Annotated in this window: 20 protein-coding genes, 1 pseudogene and 1 riboswitch; of the genes and pseudogenes, 8 read left to right on the top strand and 13 right to left on the bottom strand. The window is 73.0% G+C overall.

What is annotated here, in order from left to right; translation table 11 throughout:
• Positions 1 to 447 precede the first annotated feature (447 nt).
• Positions 448 to 2166 (top strand): arginine--tRNA ligase, encoded by a 1719-nt coding sequence (gene argS / locus AB0J86_RS00580; protein WP_363850286.1) that lies wholly within the window; start codon positions 448 to 450, stop codon positions 2164 to 2166.
• A gap of 82 nt (positions 2167 to 2248) precedes the next feature.
• On the opposite strand, the gene AB0J86_RS00575 is transcribed toward argS, so the two are convergent.
• The 4 genes from AB0J86_RS00575 to AB0J86_RS00560 all read right to left on the bottom strand — a co-directional run bounded on the left by AB0J86_RS00575 (position 2249) and on the right by AB0J86_RS00560 (position 5200).
• Positions 2249 to 2512, bottom strand: a complete 264-nt coding sequence (locus AB0J86_RS00575) for a hypothetical protein (protein WP_363850284.1) — start codon at positions 2510 to 2512, stop codon at positions 2249 to 2251.
• A 208-nt stretch (positions 2513 to 2720) separates the two neighbouring features.
• Positions 2721 to 3644, bottom strand: a complete 924-nt coding sequence (locus AB0J86_RS00570; RefSeq protein WP_363850281.1) for an NlpC/P60 family protein — start codon at positions 3642 to 3644, stop codon at positions 2721 to 2723.
• 288 nt (positions 3645 to 3932) lie between these two features.
• Positions 3933 to 4835, bottom strand: a complete 903-nt coding sequence (locus tag AB0J86_RS00565; RefSeq protein WP_363850278.1) for a M56 family metallopeptidase — start codon at positions 4833 to 4835, stop codon at positions 3933 to 3935.
• Positions 4832 to 5200: a BlaI/MecI/CopY family transcriptional regulator gene (locus tag AB0J86_RS00560; protein WP_363850275.1), complete on the bottom strand. Its 369-nt coding sequence runs from the start codon at positions 5198 to 5200 to the stop codon at positions 4832 to 4834. Before AB0J86_RS00560 ends, AB0J86_RS00565 begins: the two co-directional genes overlap by 4 nt.
• A 300-nt stretch (positions 5201 to 5500) precedes the next feature.
• Positions 5501 to 5635: riboswitch (cyclic di-AMP (ydaO/yuaA leader) on the top strand.
• Positions 5636 to 5639: 4 nt separating this feature from the next.
• Between AB0J86_RS00560 and AB0J86_RS00555 the strand changes: the two genes are divergently transcribed.
• On the top strand, positions 5640 to 6653 hold the full coding sequence (locus tag AB0J86_RS00555; RefSeq protein ID WP_363850274.1) for a hypothetical protein: 1014 nt from the start codon (positions 5640 to 5642) through the stop codon (positions 6651 to 6653).
• A 205-nt stretch (positions 6654 to 6858) separates the two neighbouring features.
• On the opposite strand, the gene AB0J86_RS00550 is transcribed toward AB0J86_RS00555, so the two are convergent.
• On the bottom strand, positions 6859 to 7323 hold the full coding sequence (locus AB0J86_RS00550; protein ID WP_363850271.1) for a nuclear transport factor 2 family protein: 465 nt from the start codon (positions 7321 to 7323) through the stop codon (positions 6859 to 6861).
• An 83-nt stretch (positions 7324 to 7406) separates the two neighbouring features.
• Here AB0J86_RS00550 and AB0J86_RS00545 point away from each other — a divergent pair, with 83 nt between their 5' ends.
• Entirely contained in the window at positions 7407 to 8009 is a 603-nt protein-coding gene (locus AB0J86_RS00545; protein ID WP_363850268.1) for a helix-turn-helix domain-containing protein, read from the top strand.
• 68 nt (positions 8010 to 8077) lie between these two features.
• Here AB0J86_RS00545 and AB0J86_RS00540 read toward each other — a convergent pair whose 3' ends face one another.
• Positions 8078 to 8953 carry a hypothetical protein gene (locus AB0J86_RS00540; RefSeq protein ID WP_363851555.1) on the bottom strand — a complete coding sequence of 292 codons (876 nt, stop codon included), beginning with the start codon at positions 8951 to 8953 and terminating at the stop codon, positions 8078 to 8080.
• Positions 8954 to 9132: 179 nt separating this feature from the next.
• Entirely contained in the window at positions 9133 to 9564 is a 432-nt protein-coding gene (locus AB0J86_RS00535) for a hypothetical protein (RefSeq protein WP_363850265.1), read from the bottom strand.
• 155 nt (positions 9565 to 9719) lie between these two features.
• Here AB0J86_RS00535 and AB0J86_RS00530 point away from each other — a divergent pair, with 155 nt between their 5' ends.
• Both AB0J86_RS00530 and AB0J86_RS00525 read left to right on the top strand, forming a co-directional pair.
• Positions 9720 to 10331: a hypothetical protein gene (locus tag AB0J86_RS00530; RefSeq protein WP_363850263.1), complete on the top strand. Its 612-nt coding sequence runs from the start codon at positions 9720 to 9722 to the stop codon at positions 10329 to 10331.
• Positions 10332 to 10351: 20 nt separating this feature from the next.
• On the top strand, positions 10352 to 11527 hold the full coding sequence (locus AB0J86_RS00525; protein WP_363851552.1) for an epoxide hydrolase family protein: 1176 nt from the start codon (positions 10352 to 10354) through the stop codon (positions 11525 to 11527).
• 78 nt (positions 11528 to 11605) lie between these two features.
• Here AB0J86_RS00525 and AB0J86_RS00520 read toward each other — a convergent pair whose 3' ends face one another.
• Both AB0J86_RS00520 and AB0J86_RS00515 read right to left on the bottom strand, forming a co-directional pair.
• A complete protein-coding gene (locus tag AB0J86_RS00520; RefSeq protein WP_363850260.1) occupies positions 11606 to 12790 on the bottom strand; it encodes a GNAT family N-acetyltransferase in 1185 nt (394 codons plus the stop codon).
• A gap of 64 nt (positions 12791 to 12854) precedes the next feature.
• Positions 12855 to 13997, bottom strand: a complete 1143-nt coding sequence (locus tag AB0J86_RS00515; RefSeq protein ID WP_363850257.1) for a tripartite tricarboxylate transporter substrate binding protein — start codon at positions 13995 to 13997, stop codon at positions 12855 to 12857.
• Between the two features lie 210 nt (positions 13998 to 14207).
• Here AB0J86_RS00515 and AB0J86_RS00510 point away from each other — a divergent pair, with 210 nt between their 5' ends.
• Together AB0J86_RS00510 and AB0J86_RS00505 are read left to right on the top strand one after the other, a co-directional pair.
• Positions 14208 to 15860, top strand: a complete 1653-nt coding sequence (locus AB0J86_RS00510; protein WP_363850254.1) for an ATP-binding protein — start codon at positions 14208 to 14210, stop codon at positions 15858 to 15860.
• On the top strand, positions 15857 to 16531 hold the full coding sequence (locus tag AB0J86_RS00505) for a response regulator (RefSeq protein WP_363850251.1): 675 nt from the start codon (positions 15857 to 15859) through the stop codon (positions 16529 to 16531). Before AB0J86_RS00510 ends, AB0J86_RS00505 begins: the two co-directional genes overlap by 4 nt.
• A gap of 41 nt (positions 16532 to 16572) precedes the next feature.
• On the opposite strand, the gene AB0J86_RS00500 is transcribed toward AB0J86_RS00505, so the two are convergent.
• A complete protein-coding gene (locus AB0J86_RS00500) occupies positions 16573 to 17682 on the bottom strand; it encodes an FAD-dependent oxidoreductase (RefSeq protein ID WP_363850248.1) in 1110 nt (369 codons plus the stop codon).
• A complete protein-coding gene (locus tag AB0J86_RS00495) occupies positions 17679 to 18209 on the bottom strand; it encodes a cupin domain-containing protein (RefSeq protein WP_363850246.1) in 531 nt (176 codons plus the stop codon). The genes AB0J86_RS00500 and AB0J86_RS00495 overlap by 4 nt, the downstream gene beginning before the upstream one ends.
• Positions 18210 to 18333: 124 nt before the next feature.
• Between AB0J86_RS00495 and AB0J86_RS00490 the strand changes: the two genes are divergently transcribed.
• On the top strand, positions 18334 to 18966 hold the full coding sequence (locus AB0J86_RS00490; RefSeq protein WP_363850243.1) for a MarR family transcriptional regulator: 633 nt from the start codon (positions 18334 to 18336) through the stop codon (positions 18964 to 18966).
• 1 nt (position 18967) lies between these two features.
• Here the strand turns inward: AB0J86_RS00490 and AB0J86_RS00485 are convergent.
• Both AB0J86_RS00485 and AB0J86_RS00480 read right to left on the bottom strand, forming a co-directional pair.
• A pseudogene (locus AB0J86_RS00485) lies at positions 18968 to 19090 on the bottom strand (DUF397 domain-containing protein); the annotation flags it as partial.
• The gene (locus AB0J86_RS00480; RefSeq protein ID WP_363850240.1) at positions 19056 to 19646 is read right to left on the bottom strand and encodes an XRE family transcriptional regulator; all 591 of its coding nucleotides are present in this window, start codon (positions 19644 to 19646) and stop codon (positions 19056 to 19058) included. The gene AB0J86_RS00480 and the pseudogene AB0J86_RS00485, both read right to left, overlap by 35 nt.
• Positions 19647 to 20109: the final 463 nt, after the last annotated feature.

Raw genomic sequence — 20109 nt, 5'->3', positions numbered from 1 at the left:
GGCGACCGCGAGGAACGGCCACCGCCGTCGACGGCAGAACCGCCGACCGGAACGGCCACCGCCGCTGACCGGGGCGACCGGCGACCCGGACCGCGCCGACCGAGGGGACCGAAACTCGGCGCGAGCGGGCGGGCCGGGGCCGGTATGCTACCGCCCATGGCCGGCCGGCAGATCCGACTGCACCGCGCGCCCTCCTCGCTGGAGGCGGCGCGGTCCGACCTGGCCTCCTCTGTTCCGGCGCTCCGGCGGGAGCGAACCATGGCTCGTCCGCGAGCCGTCTCCGACCGCCTGAGCTGACCATCCTGCTACCGGCGGATCGATCCCGCCGGTTTCCCACCGCTGCCGTCCCTCGGGGGCGTGACCAGCGCAGCAGGCGCCGATCGATCCGGGTCCGCACACCTGCCCGCGAGCTGTCCGACCCGGCAGCGCGAGATTGGCGTACCTGTCATGAGTCTTGAAGAACTGCTGGCCGACCGGCTGGCACAGGCGTTCTCCACCGTCGCCGGCGAGCCGGTGGCCCCGGCCGTACGGCGGTCGCAGCACGCGGACTTCCAGTCCGACGCGGCCCTCGCCCTGGCCCGCCGGCTGGGCCGGCCACCCCGGGACATCGCCGCCGAGGTGCTGCGCGCGGCGGAGCTGACCGACCTCTGCTCCGCCGCCGAGGTCTCCGGCCCCGGGTTCGTCAACCTGACGCTGGCCGAGCCCGCCCTCGGCCGGCTGCTGACCCGGATGGCCGCCGACGAGCGGCTCGGTGTCGCGCCGAGCGCCGCGCCGGAGACGGTGGTGGTGGACTACTCGGCGCCGAACGTGGCCAAGGAGATGCACGTCGGGCACCTGCGCTCCACCGTGCTCGGCGACGCGACGGTACGGCTGCTCCAGTGGCTCGGACACCGGGTGATCAAGGCCAACCACCTGGGCGACTGGGGCACCCCGTTCGGGATGCTCATCGAGCACCTGGTCGACCTCGGCGAGGCCGAGGCGGCGCACGAGCTGTCGGTCGGCGACCTGGACTCGTTCTACAAGGCCGCCCGGGCGAAGTTCGACGCCGACGACGCGTTCAAGCAGCGGGCCCGGCTGCGGGTGGTGGCCCTGCAGGGCGGCGACGAGACGACCCTGCGGCTGTGGCGGCTGCTGGTCACCGAGTCGGAGCGGTACTTCCTGACCGTCTACGACCGGCTCGACGTCATGCTCGACGCCGGGGACTTCTACGGCGAGAGCTACTACAACGACCAGCTCGCCCCGGTCACCGACGAGCTGGACCGGCTCGGCCTGCTCCGCCCCAGCGGCGGCGCCGCCTGCGTCTTCCCGGAGGGGTACACCGGCCGCGACGGGCAGCCGCTGCCGCTGATCGTACGCAAGAGCGACGGCGGTTTCGGGTACGCCGCGACCGACCTCGCCGCGATCCGGCACCGTACCCGGGACCTCGGCGCGACCCGGCTGCTCTACTTCGTCGGCCTGCCGCAACGGCAGCACTTCGAGATGGTCTACGCGGTCGCCCGGCAGGCCGGCTGGCTGCGGCCGCCGGCCCGGGCGGAGCACGTCGGATTCGGTTCGATCCTCGGCGCGGACGGCCGGATGCTGCGCAGCCGCACCGGCGACTCGATCAAGCTGGTCGAGCTGCTCGACGAGGCGGTGGCGCGCGCCGCCGAGCTGGCCCGGCGGAAGAACCCGGACCTCGACGAGCAGGAGGTGACGGCGGTGGCCCGGGCGGCCGGCATCGGCGCGATCAAGTACGCCGACCTGGCCACCGACCGCAACCGCGACTACGTGTTCGACTGGCAGCGGATGCTCGCGCTCGACGGCAACACCGCCCCGTACCTGCAGTACGCGCACGCCCGGATTCGCTCGATCTTCCGCCGAGCCGGGGTCGGCGTACCGGAGGGCGCCCCGGTCATCGTCGGCGAGCCGGCCGAGCGGGCGCTCGCCATCGCGCTGCTCGACTTCGGCGCCGTGGTCCGTACCGTCGAGGCGACGCTGGAGTTCCACCGGCTGGCCGGGTATCTCCACACCGTCGCCGCGACCTTCAGCGGCTTCTACGAGAACTGCCCGGTGCTGCGCGCCGACGGCCCGGTACGCCAGAGCCGGCTGGTGCTCTGCGACCTGACCGCCCGGGTGCTGCGCCAGGGCCTGCACCTGCTCGGCATCGCCAGTCCGGACCGGATGTAGCCACGCCGCCCGGTCCTCGGGGCCGGCGTGGCCCGGCGAGCGGGCTCCGGTCCGGCCTGGCGAGCCGGCGGCCCCGTCGGGCTCAGCGCAGGGTGCGCACCTGGGCGGCGTCGAGGCTCAGCACCGGGGTGACGCTGACGATCCGGCCTCGGGCGGCGGCGACCTGATGGCCCGGCGGCTGGGCGCCGGCCGGTGCGGGCTGGACGACGACGACGGCGTCCGTGCGGGGCGCCGGCCGGGCGGCGGCGAGGGCCGGCGGCGCCACGGCGGTGGCGGCCAGGGCCAGGGCGGTGACCACCGCCAGTATGCGCAGCGGTACGCGGCTGCGACGCGGGGTTCTCCTCATACCTCACATCGTCGGTTCGGCGAGGTCACGGGCACACGCCTGCCATCCGCCCGGTTCGAGGTAGGGCGCGCCTCACCGCGCCGGGTCGCCCGCTACCGGAGTCCGCGAGGACACCGGCCCGCGAGGACGCGAGGCCCGAGACGAAACAGGGCCCGTGGTCGAGAGTCGACCACGGGCCCCGGATCTCGCGTACTCCCGCCGGAGCGGCTCAGGCCACCCGCCGGAATCCGGCCACCGGCATGTACTGGATGTTCGCCACCTTGACCGGTTGCCCGGCCCGGGAGGCGTGCACCATCAGGTTGTTGCCGAGATAGATCCCGACGTGGTGCCGGTCGGCGAAGAAGAAGACCAGGTCACCGGCGCGGGCCTCGGACTTGCTGATCGGTCGGCCCTCGTTCCACTGGTCGCCGGTGAAGTGCGTCAGGCTGACGCCGGCCTTCTTCCAGGCGAACTGGGTGAGACCCGAACAGTCGAACGTGTTGGGTCCGGTGGACCCCCACTTGTACATCTTGCCGAGCTGCTGGCACGCCGTGCGTACCGCGATCGCCGCCTTGCCGATGACGGTGACCGCCGGGCAGGCCCCGACGTCGATGGTGACCTTGCCGACCGCCGTTTCCCGAAGCTTCTCCAGCCGTTTGATCTCGGCGTCGATCTGCTTCTTCTTCGCGGCGAGATCGGCGTCCTGCCGGGCGAGCTGGACGATCAGCGCGTCCAGTCGCTGCTTCTCCGCGTTGAACTTGTCCCGCGCGGCCACCACGTCGGCGATCTGCCGCTGCTCGTCCCGGGCCAGCCGGTCCAGGATGGTCAGCTGCTCGGTCAGCGTGCCGGGGTCACCCGTGGCGAGCATCGCGTTGACCTCGGAGGAGGGACCGATCTTGTAGTACTTGGCCGCGATGCCGCCGACCCGGGTCATCGCGAGATCGGTCTGGAGCGAGAGGGGCTGGATCTTGTCCTCCAGCTCCTTCGCCTTCTTCTGGTTCGCGAGCAGCTGGTTGTGGACCTTGTTGTACTGCTCGATGGTCGGTTCGAGCTGCTCCCACTGCTTGTCGATCTGGTTCTCGACCTCTTGCGCCGTCGGCGCGGCCTGCGCGCTGCCGGCGGAGGTCAGCCCGACGCACACGGCCGCGGCCATCGCCAGCAGCAAATGGAAGGAACGTGTGGGGCGACGTCTGCGGGCAGGCGCGTGGTCCGGCGAACGGGATTGGGCGGGCACAATTGCCACCGGTACCGACTCCTTTGTGATTGACCGCCGGGACGTCTCCGTAGCGGGGAATCAGTGGAGACCGACAGGTCCTCGGGCGGTCGGTGATTCACCTTAGGGAACCTCTTTGTCCGAAGCAAGGTCGGAGAGTGCGCCGCCGCCCGCGGATTCGGTTACACCGAGTAGACGCCTATTCACGGAAATCGGCGGCCGGGCTTCTCACCAGCAGAACGGTACGACTAACGCGCTGAGTGGACCGAGCACGACGGCACCGAACAATCCGATTAGACGCCACGGTTTCGGGCGTACGCCGCCGCGCAGCAGGCGCTGGGCCCGCGCCGCGATCCCCGGACCGCCGGCCGCGAGTCCGGCCGCCGGGCGCGCGGTGGCGAGCACCGCGAGGGCCTCGACCAGCGCGCGCGGGCCGTGCCGCCGGGCCGCCACGTCGTCCGCCCGCAGCTCCAGCAACGCCGGTACGCGTTCCCGCGCGGCGACGAGCAGCGGCACGAACGGGAACGCCCGCGCCGCGAGATTCGCCGCGAGGATCAGCAGGTGGTGGCGTTCCCGCAGGTGGCAGCGCTCGTGTTCGAGGACCGCGGCGAGTTGGCGGCCGGTCAGCGCCCGCAGCGCGCCGGTGGTCGCCACGATGACCGGCCGCCGCCCGCCGAGGCAGTAGACGGCCGGCGTCGCGGCGGGCAGGACGTGGACGCCGGGTGCGGCCTCGGCGCCGCCGAGCAGCCGTAGCGACGCCAGGTGCCGTCGGCGGGCGCGGCGCTGCGCGCGGGCCCCGGCGACGGCGACCCAGCCGAGGCGGGCCAGCGCCGCGGCGCCGACGGCGAGCGCGACCGGGGCGGTCAGCTCGGGCAGGTGCTCGTGCGGGTGGTGCGCCAGCGCCGGCGAACCGGGCAACAGGCCGACCAGCCGGCCGTCGGCGTGCGGCGGCAGCCCCACCAGCAGCACCACGGCGCTCGCCGCCGCCACGGCCGCCCAGGTGCCGGCCAGGTACCAGGCGGCGACCGTCGAGAGTGGATAGCCGTGCTGCTCCGGCAGCCGGGCCAGCGGGCGCGGCCCGACGGCGGCCAGCACCACCGCGTACGCGAGCAGCACCAGCGCCGCGATCATTCCGGCTCCGGCCGCCCGTGCTGGCGCAGGGCGGCGCGCAGCGCGCGGGACTCCTCCGCGTCGATCGTGGCCAGGAAGTGCGCGAAGACCGCCCGGTGGTCGGGCGTGTCGGTGAGCGCCTCGCGCATCAGCCGCGCCACCGCCGCCTCCCGCGAGATGCTCGGCCGGTACCGGTGCGCCCGGCCGTGCAGCGTACGGGTCAGCCAGCCCTTGCGGTACAGGTTGTCCATCACCTTCTGCACCGTCGTGTACGCGAGGGGACGCTCGCCGTGCAGCGCCTCGACGACGTCGCGGGCGGTGGCCGGTCCGTCCCACCGCCACAGTCGGTCCATGATCGCCGACTCCAGCTCACCCAGGCCGTGCATCGCCCCGTCCCCCCTCCCGTGCGGCCCCACAGCGTAGCGGTACGCCCGGCCGTCGCCGGGCGGCCGAGCGGAAGGGGTCCGGCGGTACCGCGTCTCCTAACCCGCTTCGGAGATCGGGTAGGGTTCCCCGAGTGCCGGTCGGGCTGGTGGATCGACCGTGGTCTACGGGCGCCGGAGCAGCGGAGGTTACTCAGAGTTGTTGTCCTGCAACGGTTATCGCAGCTCCTGGGCCTGGTAGTCAGCGGTCGATGTCCGGTATTCTCGCGGACGGTCACCACCCGCAGGTGCCTACCGGTACCGGTGGTGCCGCCGCCTAATCGCCGAAGGGGCGAATCGGGGAACCACGTTCCATGGGGTGAATCCGCGCCAGCGGTAGGGACCGACTTCCGTCCCGAACCCGTCAGCTAACCCGGTCGGCGGTCGACGGAAGGAAGACGACTTGACTACACCCCTACGCCGATTGCTCACCCCCGCACTGGCGCTGGTCGCCGGCGTGGCCATGGTCGTGGCGCCCGCCGAGGGGGCCACGGCGGCGCCCGACGCGCCGGCCGCCGAGGAGGACGCCCCACCGGCGTTGCTGCGCGACGTGCTCGAAGTGGCCGGCCGCGACTACCTCCAGGCCAAGGCCAAGGTTGACCAGTCGAAGAAGCGCCAGGGCGAGCTGAACGGCGAGCTGCGGAAGGTGCAGGCGCGGCTCGACGAACTGGCCCCGCAGGTCGGGCAGATCGCCGCGCAGTCGTACCGCACCGGCCGGCTCAGCGTGGCGGCCGTGCTGCTCTCCAGCTCGTCCAGCGACTCGTTCATCGAGCGGGTCGCGCGGCTCGACCAGATGAACATGGTCAACAACGGCAAGCTCACCGAACTGGACGAGGCGAAGGAACAGGTCGCCCGCGCCCAGGCCGCGCTCGACGCCGAGCTGCGGGAGCAGCAGAAGCAGCTCGCCATCATGGCCAAGCGGAAGGGCGAGGCCGACAAGGCGCTCGACCTGGTCGGCGGCAACCGTCTGATCGGCAACGGCTTCGTGAGCGCCACCTCGCCGGTGGCGAAGGCGGCGCCGCGTACCGCCAACGGTGAGTGGCCGAACGAGTCGTGCAGCAAGGACGACCCGACCACCTCCGGCTGCATCACCCCCCGGACGCTCAACGCGTACACCGAGGTGAAGAAGGCCGGCTTCAACCGGTTCGTCGGCTGCTACCGCCCCGGCGGCCCGTTCGAGCACCCGAAGGGTCGTGCCTGCGACTGGTCGTTGCTGAACAGGGGATTCGCCTCGGCGAAGACCCAGGACCAGAAGCTGTACGGCAACAACCTCGCCGCGTTCCTCATTCGCAACGCGGACCGGCTCGGAATCCTCTACGTCATCTGGTACAAGCAGATCTGGTGGCCGGGGTCGGGCTGGAAGTCGTACAGCGGCGCCTCCGATCACACCGATCACGTGCACATGTCGATGCTCTGAGTTCCGCATTCGAGTTCCGCATTTGGGTGGGACCCACCGTACCCGGCGAATCACGTCAGGCTTGATGTCTTCGCCGGGCACGGTGGGCCCCACCGCATTGTGGTCCGAGCTGTTTCGTCGACGGGGTGGCCGCCACCCGCTCGGCGGGAAGACAGTCCTGATTGGACTCGTCGATCTCGTGCTCGCGTGGCACGAGGGCGGAACGTTACCGAACGCGCGTGCCGGCGTCGGTCTGGTCCTCGGGTCGCCCGTTCAGCGCCTCGCTGATCGCCAGGACGTCCTGGTATTCCCGCCAATGCCTGATCAGGCCGTCGCGGACCCGCAGGACGCCGACGCAGGTGACCGAGGACCGTACGCCGGTGCTGACGACCGTCCCGGTCAGCTCGTACTCGACGACGATGACCTCGGGGTCGTCGGTCTGGTGGGTGGCCAGTTCCCGGAACCGTTCGAAGCGCACCCGCAGCGCCGCGCTAGTGGCCCGGTAGTACGCCAACCAGGCCTCGCGACCGTCGTAACGGCGCATGCCGGGTGGGGAGAACGGGGTCTCGACCACGATGTCCTCGGCCAGCAGTTCGGCGGGGAGGAGGGTGGGATTGTCGCCCAGGACCGCCTCCTGCATGCGCCGGTAGATCGTCAGCGGGCCTGCTGTGGCGGTTGTCGACTGTGCCACGGTGCCACCTCTCGAATTAAGATGAGTGAAACTCAACTTCGAAGATAGTGAGTGCGACTCACCTTGGCAAGAATCGAGGGCCGATGAACCGAGACGGTGTATCGCCCGCCGGCAGCGCGAGTGGCGGGCGACCGGTTCGAGCCGACGCTCGCCGCAACCGGGCGCGGATCCTGGAGGCGGCCAGGGCCGTCTTCGTCGAGCAGGGCGCCGCAGCGTCGACCGAGACCGTGGCCGCGCGCGCCGGCGTCGCGATCGGTACCGTGTTCCGGCACTTTCCGACCAAACCCGATCTGCTCGCGGCCGTGGTGATGAACCTGTGGGACCGCCTCGTCGTCGAGGTCGACGAGCTGGTCAACGAACCCGAGGACGTGACCGCCCTCTTCGGGCTCTGCACCCGCGTCATGGCGATCGGTACCCAGAACCGGGCGGTGTTCGCCCGGCTCGCCGAGACCGGGACCCGGGTTCACCTCGGCGATGCCCTGACGCGGCTGCGACCCGCCGTCGATCTGCTGCTCGAACGCGCCCAGAGGGCCGGCGCCGTCCGCGACGACCTGCGACCCGCCGAACTGATCGCCCTGCTCGCGGCGATCTGCCAGGAGGCGATGACCGACGAGTGGAGCGAGCAGTTCCGCCAGCGGGTACTGACCATCCTCTTCGACGGCATGCGACCGACCGCCAAGCCCTGACCGTCAACCCGCACCAGACGGGCCATCTCCGCGCACCGGCAACATGCGGTCGAGTTCCGACGGGAGGGTCAGCTGGCGCGGGCGGGGTGCCAGCGGAGGGTCGGCTGGGTGGGCTGCTGCGGAATCCGGACGGTGTCGATCGCGGACTGCTGCTGCGGAATCCGTACCGTGTCGATCACCGACTGCCGCTGCGGAAGCCGGATGGTGTCGGCGGGCGACGGCTCCGCCACGGTCTCGGCGGCGAGCCAGGGCCGCAGCCGGTGCGCCCGGGCGGCCGCCGCGAACGCCTCCTCCCGCAGGCTGCGCGCCGCGGTCGCGGCGACCTCGGCCGCCTGCCACGCCTCCTGCTCCCGCTGCACGGCCGCCCGGTACTCGGCCCAGAGCCGGTCGCGTACCGTCCGGCGCAGGATGACCTCCTGCTCGACCGGGTGCCGCCGCGGGTCCCAGCCGTTGCGGTTCGCCAGCACGTCGCTCAGCTCCAGCACCGGCAGCTGTCGGTGGCTGCACGCGCTCATCGCCGCCCGGTGCAGGTACCGCTCGCGGTCGGCGTACTCGGCCGGGGTGCGGGGCGTACGCGGGGCGGGCAGCGCGGCGGCGGGGAGCAGCCGCCGGGCGGCGGCGTCCGCCTCGTCGTACGCCCGCCAGGCGGCCTCGGCCTCCTCCTGCGCGGCGAGCCACTGCTCGCGCTGCCGGCGGGCGGTCTCGGCGGCCCGGTCGGCCGCGACCGCGACCTCGTCGGCGTAGCGGCTCGCCTCGCGGGCCCGGGCGGCGAGGATCGCCTGCCGTCCGGCCTCCTCGCGGAGCTCCGGTTCCTCCGCGCGCCGCTCCCGGCGCGGCAGCGCGATCAGCACCGCCATGGCGATGACGGCGAGCGTGATCAGCCCGGTCCAGATGAAGGCGGCGCGGGGTACGTCGACGAAGAAGTGGTAGAGGACGGTTTCCATGACCAGCACCTCATGAGGTTGAGCGATGCGAACAGGTACGGGGTGCGCCCGGAGCGGGTGCGTAGCGTGATCACGTCCGGCGCCCGCGGACCGGTTACCCGGGAGGGGCGCGCGTGATGCCGGAGACCGGCGGGACGGTGCGAGCGGCGGGCCGGAGCGGCCGGGCCGTCGGGAACGGGCTACGCCCGGGGCGGTGCGCGCTGCCCGCGCGCCCAGTCGTGCGCGTCGCCGCTGATCCGCCGGGAGTCCGTCGCCGGTCGGATCGCCGCCGGCCGCGCTGTCGCGGCGGCGAGGAGGTCGACTCGGTCGGCGGGGAGGGCCCGCTCGGCGCCGAGATCCGCTCCGGCGGGCTCGGTCGTTCCGGCCCGCCTCGGCGCGGGACGGAATCCGCTGCCGGGGGGCGTCGTCACGAGCGTCGGGCGCAGCGCCGCGACCGCCGTGGGGCCCTGCACCGCCGACGAGACCGCGACGGGACGGGCGCCGGTGGCCGTGACGGCGGTCGGGCCGGGGCCCGTGCCGAGCGCGACCGCGAGGAGCACCAGTCCGGTCAGGAGGCGCAGCGACCGCAGCGCCAGCCACCACAGGGGGCGGGCGAGCGCGACGGGTTGCACGAAACGAACCTACCGCCACCGGTGCAGCCGTGCCTAGTCCGAAATAACCACTATCCGTGTCGCCACGCCGGAAATCGGGCGTGGCGAGCGTCGGGCGTGGCGGGTGTCACGGAGGTCGTTGACCTGCCCCGCCGGCCTGCCTAACCTCGGCCCTCGTGTGGGGGATCGCCGGGTACGACCCGAGGCCGTTCACCTCGGTCGAGGAGCTGCTCGCCCGGCACGGCGAACGGCTCGCCGACCTGACCGGACGGCGGCTGTGTCGAGTGTGGAGCCTGCGGTTCGCGGTGGACGGCGACCGGTGCCCGACCGGGCCGCTGGTCCTCGACTTCGAGGGCCGGCACCTGGAGCTGACGATGGCGGGCTTCGATCGGCTCTACCTGAGCTGGGACCGGATCCCGCTGACCGAGCCGCCGGACATCGAGGAGCAGGACGACCCCGACCTGGCGGTGGACTGGGGCGAGCTGGACGAGCCGGAGCTGGGCCCGGTCGTCGGCGGTACGCTCCGCGAGGTCCGGGTGCTCTGCAACGACCTGCGGTTGGAGCACCTCAACGGGGGCCGGGTCGAGGCGTGGGTGCTCGGCGGGGTCGAGTTCCGGTTCGAGCCGGGCCGGCCGGCGCTACAGGTCTTCAACGCGCCGGGCGAGGCCGGGTTCGCGAACGAGGCCGTCGACTCGCCCTCGTGGCGGCGGTACGACCTCTCGGGCAGGTGCGTGACCAGCGGCGATGTCCAGCCGCCCGGGTGCGCCGACATAGCATGCCCAGGGTGAGCACCGAGACCGACGACGGCATCCAACCGTTCCGTGTCGACATACCGCAGGGCGATCTCGACGATCTGCACGGGCGGCTCGACCGTACCCGCTGGCCCGACGAGCTGCCGGGCGTGGGGTGGGCGTACGGCGTCCCGCGCGACTACCTGCGGGAGCTGGTGCACCACTGGCGGCACCGGTACGACTGGCGCGCGGCCGAGGCCCGGCTGAACCGGTGGCCGCAGTTCACCACCACCGTCGACGGTGCGAACCTGCACTTCGCCCATCTCCGCTCGCCCGAACCGGACGCGACCCCGCTGCTGATGACGCACGGCTGGCCCGGCTCGATCGTCGAGTTCGAGCGGGTCGCCGGCCCGCTGACCGATCCCCGCCGGTACGGCGGCGACCCGGCCGACGCGTTCCACCTGGTGCTGCCGAGCATCCCCGGATTCGGCCTGTCCGGGCCGACCACCGAGCCCGGCTGGGAGTTCAAGCGGGTGGCCGCCGCGTTCGCCGTGCTGATGGAACGGCTCGGCTACGCCCGGTACGGGGTGCAGGGCGGTGACTGGGGCGCGGTCATCTCGCGGGAGCTGGGCCGTACCCGGCCCGAGGTCGTCGGCGTGCACCTCAACCTGCTGCCCAACGCGCACCAGGCGCACGAACCCGAACCGGGCGAGCTGGCCGCGCTGGACCCCGCCGAGCGGGAGCGCACGCTGGCCTCCTGGGAGCGGCTGAAGACCTGGAGCCGCGAGCGGCAGGGGTACGCGGACATCCAGGCCACCCGGCCGCAGACGCTGGCGTACGGCCTGACCGACTCGCCGGTGGGCCAGCTGGCCTGGATCGTCGAGAAGTTCAAGGAGTGGACCGACTCGGCGGAGCGCCCCGAGGACGCGGTCGACCGCGACCAGATGCTCACCAACGTGATGCTCTACTGGCTGACCGGTACGGCCGGCTCGTCCGCCCGCATCTACTACGAGCGCGCGCACGCCGACTACTGGGGCCGGCCGCCCGAGCCGTCGACCGCGCCGACCGCGCTGGCCGTCTTCCCCCGGGACAACTTCGTCCCGCTGCGGCACGTCGCCGAGCGCACGAACAACATCGTCCGGTGGACGGAGTACGACCGCGGCGGGCACTTCCCCGCGATGGAGCAGCCGGAACTGCTGACCGAGGACATCCGGGCGTTCTTCCGGGAACTCCGCGACCCCTCGCCCCGCTGACCCCGGGGGCCGTGCCGCCGACCCCGGGGTCAGCGCGACCTCTCGCGCGGCTGAACCCCGGGGCGGCGGCGGACCGGATCAGAAGGCGGAGAAGAGGTACGGCAGCTCGCGCGGGAAGAGCGAGCGCAGCTCGGCGGCGGCGTCGTCCGGTACCGTCCCGAGCCCGCGCAGCGGCAGCTCGGCCGGGTCGAGCACGCCGTAGACCAGCGCCGAGAAGCCCGCCGCCGTCAACGTCGCGGCGGGGGCGCCGCCCTCGCCGGGGCGTACCTCCAGCGTGCCGTCGCCGCCGTCGAGCCGGTACCGGCCGGCGATGAACGGGTCGTCCACGATCTCCACGTCGACCCGCCCGGTGCCGGCGGCGAGACCGTTCAGCCCCGCCATCGAGAGCACCCGGGCCATCGGCGCGGGCGAGTCGGGGAAGGAGATCTTCGCCTCGGTACGCGCGACCAGGTCGGTCGCCCACAGCTCGGGGGTCTCGTCGGCGCCCACGAGCGCGGTCACCCGGGCCACCTGGTCGACGTGGTTGGCGAAGAAGCGCAGCAGCAGCGCCCGGCCGAGCGGGCCGGTGGTGAGCAGGTCGCCGGCGGCGAGCGTGCCGCCGTGCTCCTCGATGCGGTACGTCACCGCCCCGACGACCTCACCGTCGACGCGCGCGGTGACCAGCCACAGCTCCTCCTCGCGGAGCCCGGCGGCGCGGTAGTCCGGCATGACGGAGAAGCCGTGCCGCCGGGTCAGCAGACGCAGGGTGAACTCCCGGTACGCCTCGTAGCCGGCGTCGACCTTCTGCCAGGTCAGCTCGCCGGGCAGCTCGGCCCGGAGCAGCTCGCCCAGCCCGCCGGGGGAGAACGTGACGGTACGCGCGGCCGGCACGCCGACGTAGCCGAACTTGGCGTAGAAGGAGGGGCGGAACGGGTAGAGCGCCGAGACGACGTGCCCCTCGTCGCGCAGCTCGCCGAGGAGCCGGGTCAGCAGCGTACGGATGTGGCCGCGCCGGCGGGCGAGCGGATGGGTGGCGACCCCGGCCACGCCGGCCATCGGGTAGACGATGCCGCGCACGTTCTGCCGCATCGGGATCGCGGTCACGGTGGCGAGCGTCTCGCCCGCCTCCTCGGCGATCAGCGAGACGCTGCCGGAGTTGTAGGGCAGGTAGCGGCGCAGCTTCTCCTGCCGCTCGGCCGGAACGGGGGACGGGTTGAAGGCGTACCCCCCGAGGAACCAGCTGGTGGCGGGGCGTTCCTCGTTGCGGATGCGGCGGATTTCCATCCGGCCATTCCAGCGCCCCGGTCGGCAACTCTCAACCGGGTTACGGCTCGCCGAGTGGCGCGGCTCACCCGGGCCCCGGCCCGGGCGGGACGGTCGGGCGGACCGGGCGGTCGTTCCCCGGCGGGCCATCCCCCGGCGCGGCGGCGGTCGAGCCGGGCGCCGGACCGTCGCCCGGCGGGACGGTCAGGCCGAGCTGGGCGAGCACGCCGGCCAGCCGCGCGTTCTCGGTACGCAGGAACACGCCGAAGGCGTCGCCGTCGAGGTACGCGTCGGTCCAGCCGTACTTGGCCAACGCCGCCCGCCACTGCGGACTGTCGTGCAGCCGCCGAACGGCCGAGCGCAGCGCCGCCGCGTCGGGCGCGGCCAGTCCGGGCGGCGCGACGATGCCCCGCCAGTTGGCGAAGACCACGTCGACACCGGACTCCCGCAGGGTCGGGGCGGGCACGCCGGGTATCCGCCGGGCGCTGGTCACCGCGAGCACCCGGAGCTGGCCGGAGGTGATCTGGTCGGCGTACTCGCTGAGCCCGGAGACGCCGAACGCGACCTGTTTGCCGAGGATCGCCGCGAGCAGGTCGCCGCCGCCGTCGTACTCCCGGTAGGCGACCTTGGACGGCGCGATGCCGACCGCCTCGGCGAGCAGCATCGGGGCGAGGTAGTCGGGGCCGCCCGCCGCCGAGCCGCCGCCGACCGGTACCGCCGCCGGCCGCGACCGCCAAGCGGCGACCAGGTCGGCCAGCTCCCGGTACGGCGAGTCGCGGGTGACCACGACGATGGCCGGCTCCTCGATCAGCCGGGCCACCGGCGTGGTGTCCTGGAGCGTCACGGGCGCCGGCGTCGCGTACTGGCTGCCCACGACGCCCAGCCCCATCAGCATCGTCAGTCGGGCGTTGCCGCGCTCGTAGCCGAGCCGGCGCAGCCCGACGAGGCCACCGCCGCCGGGCAGGTTGAAGACCTCCACGCCGCGGATCACGCCCGCGTCCTCCAGCGCCTTCGCGGCGGTGCGGGCGGTCACGTCGTACCCGCTGCCCGGCGCGTTGGGCACCATGATCCGCAGCTCGGCCGGCCCGGCGGGGTCGTGGCCGGCGGCGCAGCCGGCCATCGTGCCGCCGCCGGCCACCGCGGCCAGGAGCAGGGCGAGACCGGCCGCCACCGGCACCCGCCGGCGGGCCGGGCCGGGGGCGCGACCGGGACGCGGCGACCGTCGCACCCGCCGATCCTGCGCGTCGCCGCCGGTACCTGGGAAGACTCGGCGCCGACAAGATGCGGTAACAACGACCGATCCGCCGGCGGCGGACGGTTGCGCGGGCGGGGCGGAGGCACTTTGCTGGGCGCACGCGTCGGGCCGGTCGTGCTCAGCCGGGCCGGGCGCGCCCGAGCGGGCCAGCTCGGCGTTCCGACGGCGGGGAGGGAGGGCACGATGCGCCAGCGGATGTCCCTGGCCGGCCAGTTCCTGCTGCTCCAGCTCGGCATCGTGCTGCTGGTGGTGAGCGCGGTCGCGGCGGTCTCGATCGCCGAGTCCGACGCGGCGTTCCGGCGCGAGGAGGGGGCGCGGCTGCGCTCGGTCGGCGAGAACGCGGCGATCAACCGTACGGTCCGGATGGGGCTGCTCGACCCGGCCGCCAACCGCGAACCGCTCGCCGCTGTCGCCGAGAGCGCCCGCGCGGTCTCCGGCGCCTCGTACGTGCTGATCACCGACGCCACCGGCAAGCTGGTCACCGGCCCGGACGCCGGTTCGCCGGTGCCGCTGGGCGGCAGCGACGCGCTGCGCGGCCGATCCTGGATCGGGGTGCTCGCCGACGGCTCGAAGGCGCTGGTCGCGCACGTGCCGGTGCTGGCCGAGCGGGACGGCGAGTTCCTGGGGCTGATCGTGGTCGGGCACACCTACCCGACGCTGCCGGAGCAGCTCGCCGGGGCGGTCACCAACCTGGTGACGTACCTGCTGATCGGCGGGGCGCTCGGGGTGGCCGGGTCGCTGCTGCTGGCGCGCCGGGTCAAGCGGCAGACGCTCGGGCTGGAGCCCCGGGAGATCACCGGGCTGGTCGAGCACCGGGAGGCGATGCTGCACGGCATCAAGGAGGGCGTCGTCGGCACCGACACCGCCGACCGGGTCACCCTCGTCAACGACGAGGCGGTACGCCTGCTCGGGCTGCGCGACTCCCCGGTGGGGCGCTCGCTGCACGCGCAGCCGATGGAGCCGCGTTTGCTCGACGTGCTGACCGGCCGGGTGACCGGAGTGGACCAGATCGTGCTCAGCGACGACCGGGTGCTGGTGCTGAACCGGCGGCCGGTGGTGGTACGCGGTCGCCGGGTCGGCTCGGTGACGACGCTGCGGGACCGGACCGAGCTGACCGCGCTGCGGCGCGAGCTGGACGTCAGCCGGCACACCACCGACACGTTGCGGGCCCAGGCGCACGAGTTCTCGAACCGACTGCACACCATCGCCGGCCTGCTGCAACTCGGCGAGCACGAGGAGGTGGTCCGCTACATCACCCGGGCCAGCCAGGCGCACGAGGCGCTGAACCGGGACGTCGCCGCCGTGGTCCGGGACCCGGCGCTGGCCGCCCTGCTGATCGCCAAGACCAGCCTCGCCGCCGAGCAGGGGGTGCAGCTGCTGGTCTCGCCGGAGTCGGAGCTGCCGGGCGTCGACGACCGGCTCGCCGGGGACCTGGTCACCATCGTGGGCAACCTGGTCGACAACGCGTTGGACGCGATCGGACCGGGCGGCCGGGTGGAGGTGACGATCCGGGCCGTCGAGGGCGAGGTGCGGCTGACGGTACGGGACTCCGGGGCGGGGGTGCCGCCGGAGTTGGCCGAGGAGGTGTTCCGGCAGGGCTACTCCACGAAGGACCCGGCCCGCGGGCACCACGGCCTCGGCCTGGCGCTGATCCGGCTGATCTGCCTGCATCGCGGCGGCAGCATCGCCGTGGACGGGTCGGCGTTCACGGCCGTACTGCCGCTGGTCGAGCCGGCCGCGCCCGGTCCGGCGCCGGTCGAGCCGGCTACGTCCGGTCCGGTGCCGGTCGAACCGTCCGCGGCTTCGGCGCCCGTCCGTCGGGTGGCGGGCCGATGATCCGGGTGCTGGTGGTGGACGACGACTTCATGGTCGCCAAGGTGCACAGCGGCTTCGTCGCGAAGGTGCCCGGCTTCGCGGTCGCCGGGGTCGCGCACAGCGGGCAGGACGCGCTCGCCGCCGTCGACCGGCTCCGCCCCGACCTGGTGTTGCTCGACATCTACCTGCCGGACCTGTCGGGGCTGGAGGTGCTGCGCCGGCTGCGCGAGGGCGGGGCGGTGGTGGACGTGCTCGCGGTCACCGCCGCCCGGGACGTGACCACGATCCGTACCGCGCTGCGCAGCGGCGTCGTCCACTATCTGATCAAGCCGTTCACCTTCGAGACGCTGCGGGACCGGCTGGAGCGGTACGCGGTGGCCCACCACCGGCTCTCCGGGTCGGGCGAGGTGGTGCAGGACGACGTCGACCGGCTCTTCGTCGCGCTGCGCCCGGTCCCCCCGGAGCTGCCGAAGGGGCTGACCGCGCCGACCGCCGAGCTGGTCGCCGGGGCGCTGCGCGGCGCCGGTACGGACCTGTCGGCGAGCGAGTGCGCCGAGCGGGTCGGGCTGTCCCGGGTGAGCACCCGGCGGTACCTGGAACACTTCGTCGGTGCGGGCAAGGCGGCGGTGACCCTGCGGTACGGCTCGGCCGGCCGCCCCGAGCGCCGCTACCGCTGGACCGGCGGAGCGTAACCGGCCGGACCCGGCCCGGCCGACCGGCGGCCGGGCCAGGATCACATGGCGGCGGTCAGACCGGGGTGCCGCTGCGACCAGTAGGCCGCCCGGACGATGGCCTCCTTGTACAGGGCCGCCGGCCGCCCGGTGAGCAGGCCGCGGGCCGGCGTGTCGTCAGGCCGGACAAACTGGATGAGCCCGTCCCGCCGGCCGAGGCTGACGCATTGCGTGACGTACCGGAAGTTCAGCGGACGCGCTTCCCGGCCGGCCAGGCGGGCGGCGATGGCCCGGACGGCGCAGGCGGCGGACGGTATCGCGGTCGCGCAGGCCATCCGCAGTTCCTGCCCGCTCGGCAGGCGGGCGGCGGCCGAGTCCCCGATGCCGTAGACCTCGGGATGCGAGACGGAGCGGAGGGTGTCGTCCACGAGCATGCGCCCGTGGCCGTCGACGGCGAGCCCGGCCTCGGCCGCCAGGCTCGACACGCGGAACCCGGTGGTCCAGACGACGATGTCGGCGTCCAGCCGCTCGCCGCCCGCCAGCGACAGCCCGTCGGCGTGGACCTCGGTCACCCGGACGTTCTCCCGAAGCTCGATGCCGAGCCGGTGGAAGGTCCGCAGGAAGTGCCGCCGGGCCTTCGCGGAGAGGGCGGCGCCCGGTACGCCGCCGGTGACCATCCGCACCTTCGCCCCCGGGTACGACTCGGCCAGCTCGGCGGCCGTCTCGATGCCGGTGAGGCCACCGCCGACGACGGCCACGGTGGTCCCGTCGCGGACCCGATCCCGTAACCGGCGGGCCTGTCCGGCGTCGGCGACGGCGTGGGCGTGTTCGGCCGCGCCGGGAACCGAGGTGAGGTCCGCCGCGCTGCCCAGCGCGTAGACCAGCACGTCGTACTGGAGGCGCTGGGCGGCGCCGTCCAGCCGGACGACCCGCCGGGCGGTGTCGATCTCCGTGACGAGGCCCACGACGAGGTTGACGTCGGTGCCCGCCAGCAGCTCGGTCAGCGGCAGGTCGCGCAGGCGCTGTCCCGCCGCGAGCTGGTGCAGGCGTACCCGCTCGACGAACCGATCGCCGGCGTTGACGAGCGTCACCTCGGCCCTGGTGCGTCTGGCCGCGAGTTTGGCGGCCACGAGCCCGGCGTATCCGGCGCCGAGTACGACGACGCGGGTCACAGCTCGACCAACTGGCTGCGGCGGCCGGTTCCGTCGGCGGCGAGCGCCTGCCGCCAGACGGCGCTCTCGACGAAGTGGTTGTCGAACCGTTCCTGCGTCTCCAGGACCGCTTTCGGGCTCGCCTCACCCCGGCGGATGCGGTCGGCCAGCCGGAAGTAGTCGAAGCGGTTGTTCCCGGGCGCCTTGATGATGAGCACGTCCGCGCCGACCCCGCCCGGCGTGCCCCAGGCGTGCGTCAGGTGCGGCGGGACCAGCAGGAAGTCGCCCTTCCTGATCGTGACGATCCGCTCGCCGGTCAGTACCCGCAGCGCGCCGTCCAGCATGAAGAACAGCTCGGGTGACTCCTTGTGGTAGTGCGGCGGCGGGCCGTCGGTGCCGGGGCCCAGCTTGGTCCGTACGGCGTTCATCACCCCGCCCGTCTCGTCGGCGTCGGCGAGCAGCCAGGTCGAGTTGGGGGACTGGCCGAGGTGTTCCACCTCGTAGGCACGCCGCAGCACCGGCTCCGGCGTCTGGTCATCGTTGGACATTTCCGACATCTTCGTTCCGCTCCTGGTTCTAAGGGAAGTAGTTCCAGGTCTGATAGTACGAAGGCTAACTATCGTGCGTCAAATATGATGTCCCCGCTCAGGAGACAAGGAGGGGCTCGGCAACGTGACGGGCGACGACGGAAGAGATGGGCCCGGCCGGCGGACGGGTCGCGACGGCGGCGGTCGGCCGGTCGCGGGCGAGGGCGACGGTCGGCCGGTCGCGGGCAGCAAAAGCGGCGGCGACGGCGACGGCGGTGATCCGCCGGTACGGGACGCGACGGACGTGATCCTCGAACAGTGGCGGCACGAGCGACCCGACCTCGACCTGTCGCTCATGGGTCCGCTCGGGCGGCTCTGGCAGTTGGCCCAACTCCTGGAACCCCGGGTCAACAGCGTGTTCACCCGGCACGGCCTACGGCGGGGGGAGTTCGACGTACTCACGGCGCTGCGCCGCGCGGGAGAGCCGTACACGCTCATCCCGTCGGAGCTGGCCGACACCCTGATGATGTCCCGCGCGGGCATGACCAACCGGATCGACCGCCTTGAGGCGGCGGGGCTGGTGGAGCGCCGACTCGACCCGGCGGACCGGCGGAGTTTCCTCGTCGCCCTGACCGAACGAGGGCGCGAGGTGATCGACGAGACGATGACCGAACACGCCGCCAACCTGCAACGACTGGTCGCGTCCGTGCCCGCGGAGCAGATCGAGGCGCTGGACGGCGCGCTGCGTACGCTGCTGCGCGGCCTCGGCGCGAAATGATCGTCAGGGTCCCGCCGTCGCGGTCCTTGGTGTCCCGGACCAGCACCCGCCCCGGAAGATTGTCGGCGACCTCGACCCGGTTCGCGCCGCTACGCAGCTGGTGCGGCGCTCCACAGAGACTCAAAGTGTTCGATGTATCGGTCGGTCGCCCCGCCCTGCTGTCGTCGGTGCAAGTGCAGCGTCACCGAGTCCTGCCCGAGGCTGTCGCCGATATGGGTGGAGACCAGCGCCTCGTCATCAAAGATCCAGACGGACATTGCGATGTGGCGGTCCGACAGGCGTACCGCCAAGGGAGCGTCCAACTTTGCGATCTCCGCCCGGGTCAGGGCAATGCGGGTGGAGACGGTCAGCGGTGTTGACTCGATCTCTTCCCTGCGGTGCGTCACCTCGCTGTCGGGATCGCCGAGCAGGAATCGGACATCGGCCCCCGCCTGTGCTTTCGCCGAGAGCAGCGGTCCGGCGTCAGGCGTATCCAGCCACAGAAAGTACGAGGTGTACCCGCCGAACCAGAGCCGAGAGCGAGACGCTGTGATGAGTTCACGGAAAAGCGCCCTAGGCATGTCTGACCGGCGGGGATAGACGGCGACTAGCTCCCGATCCGCCCCTACCTTGACAGCACGGCGCATAAGGTCAGGCCACAGCACCTCTACATCCTCGCGCAAGAACTCGGCCGCTTTCACCCGGTGCCGAGGATGTGGCGTACGACCTCGGCTTATCCAGCGCTCGACAGTCTTGACGTCTACGGCGCAGGCCGCCGCGAGATCCGAGGCCGTGGCGCCGGCAGCGCGGATGGCCCGACGAAGCACTTCATTCCGCGACAAGGTAGGGACCTTTCGAAGACGTCCCTCGATCGTCTCATACAGACGGTTACCGCGTCTGCACTCCTTCGGCACGGTGTGTCCAGCGGCGCAACCCTCGTGTGGCGGCACCAAACGCAGGGAGACGCCGCGTGGGCCGCCCCGCGAAAGGGGCGCGGGGCGGCCCCCCACCAGCCAAGGAGGTCGCCCGACATGCCCATCCGTCAGCAGTCCATCTACCGGCTCGCGCGCTACTGCCCCATCACGCGCTGGCGCAGGCGCACCCGTGGTGCGGCAGTAACCGCCTCGACGCCGGCCACTACCGATCCGCCCATGCGCCGGGACG

This window comes from Micromonospora sp. NPDC049559 (assembly GCF_040676675.1).
In the GTDB taxonomy this organism is placed as follows: Bacteria; Actinomycetota; Actinomycetes; order Mycobacteriales; family Micromonosporaceae; genus JBFAPK01.
The sequence above is the reverse complement of the archived record's forward strand: the minus strand, read 5'-3'. Positions and strand labels throughout refer to the sequence as shown.

Coding starts and splice junctions, on each gene's coding strand:
- AB0J86_RS00520 (WP_363850260.1), bottom strand. CDS start 12,790: ATGGAAATCCGCCGCATCCGCAACGAGGAACGCCCCGCCACCAGCTGG.
- AB0J86_RS00545 (WP_363850268.1), top strand. CDS start 7,407: ATGAACCGAGACGGTGTATCGCCCGCCGGCAGCGCGAGTGGCGGGCGA.
- argS (WP_363850286.1), top strand. CDS start 448: ATGAGTCTTGAAGAACTGCTGGCCGACCGGCTGGCACAGGCGTTCTCC.
- AB0J86_RS00540 (WP_363851555.1), bottom strand. CDS start 8,953: ATGGAAACCGTCCTCTACCACTTCTTCGTCGACGTACCCCGCGCCGCC.
- AB0J86_RS00495 (WP_363850246.1), bottom strand. CDS start 18,209: ATGTCCAACGATGACCAGACGCCGGAGCCGGTGCTGCGGCGTGCCTAC.
- AB0J86_RS00570 (WP_363850281.1), bottom strand. CDS start 3,644: ATGGCCGCGGCCGTGTGCGTCGGGCTGACCTCCGCCGGCAGCGCGCAG.
- AB0J86_RS00565 (WP_363850278.1), bottom strand. CDS start 4,835: ATGATCGCGGCGCTGGTGCTGCTCGCGTACGCGGTGGTGCTGGCCGCC.
- AB0J86_RS00560 (WP_363850275.1), bottom strand. CDS start 5,200: ATGCACGGCCTGGGTGAGCTGGAGTCGGCGATCATGGACCGACTGTGG.
- AB0J86_RS00510 (WP_363850254.1), top strand. CDS start 14,208: ATGCGCCAGCGGATGTCCCTGGCCGGCCAGTTCCTGCTGCTCCAGCTC.
- AB0J86_RS00575 (WP_363850284.1), bottom strand. CDS start 2,512: ATGAGGAGAACCCCGCGTCGCAGCCGCGTACCGCTGCGCATACTGGCG.
- AB0J86_RS00505 (WP_363850251.1), top strand. CDS start 15,857: ATGATCCGGGTGCTGGTGGTGGACGACGACTTCATGGTCGCCAAGGTG.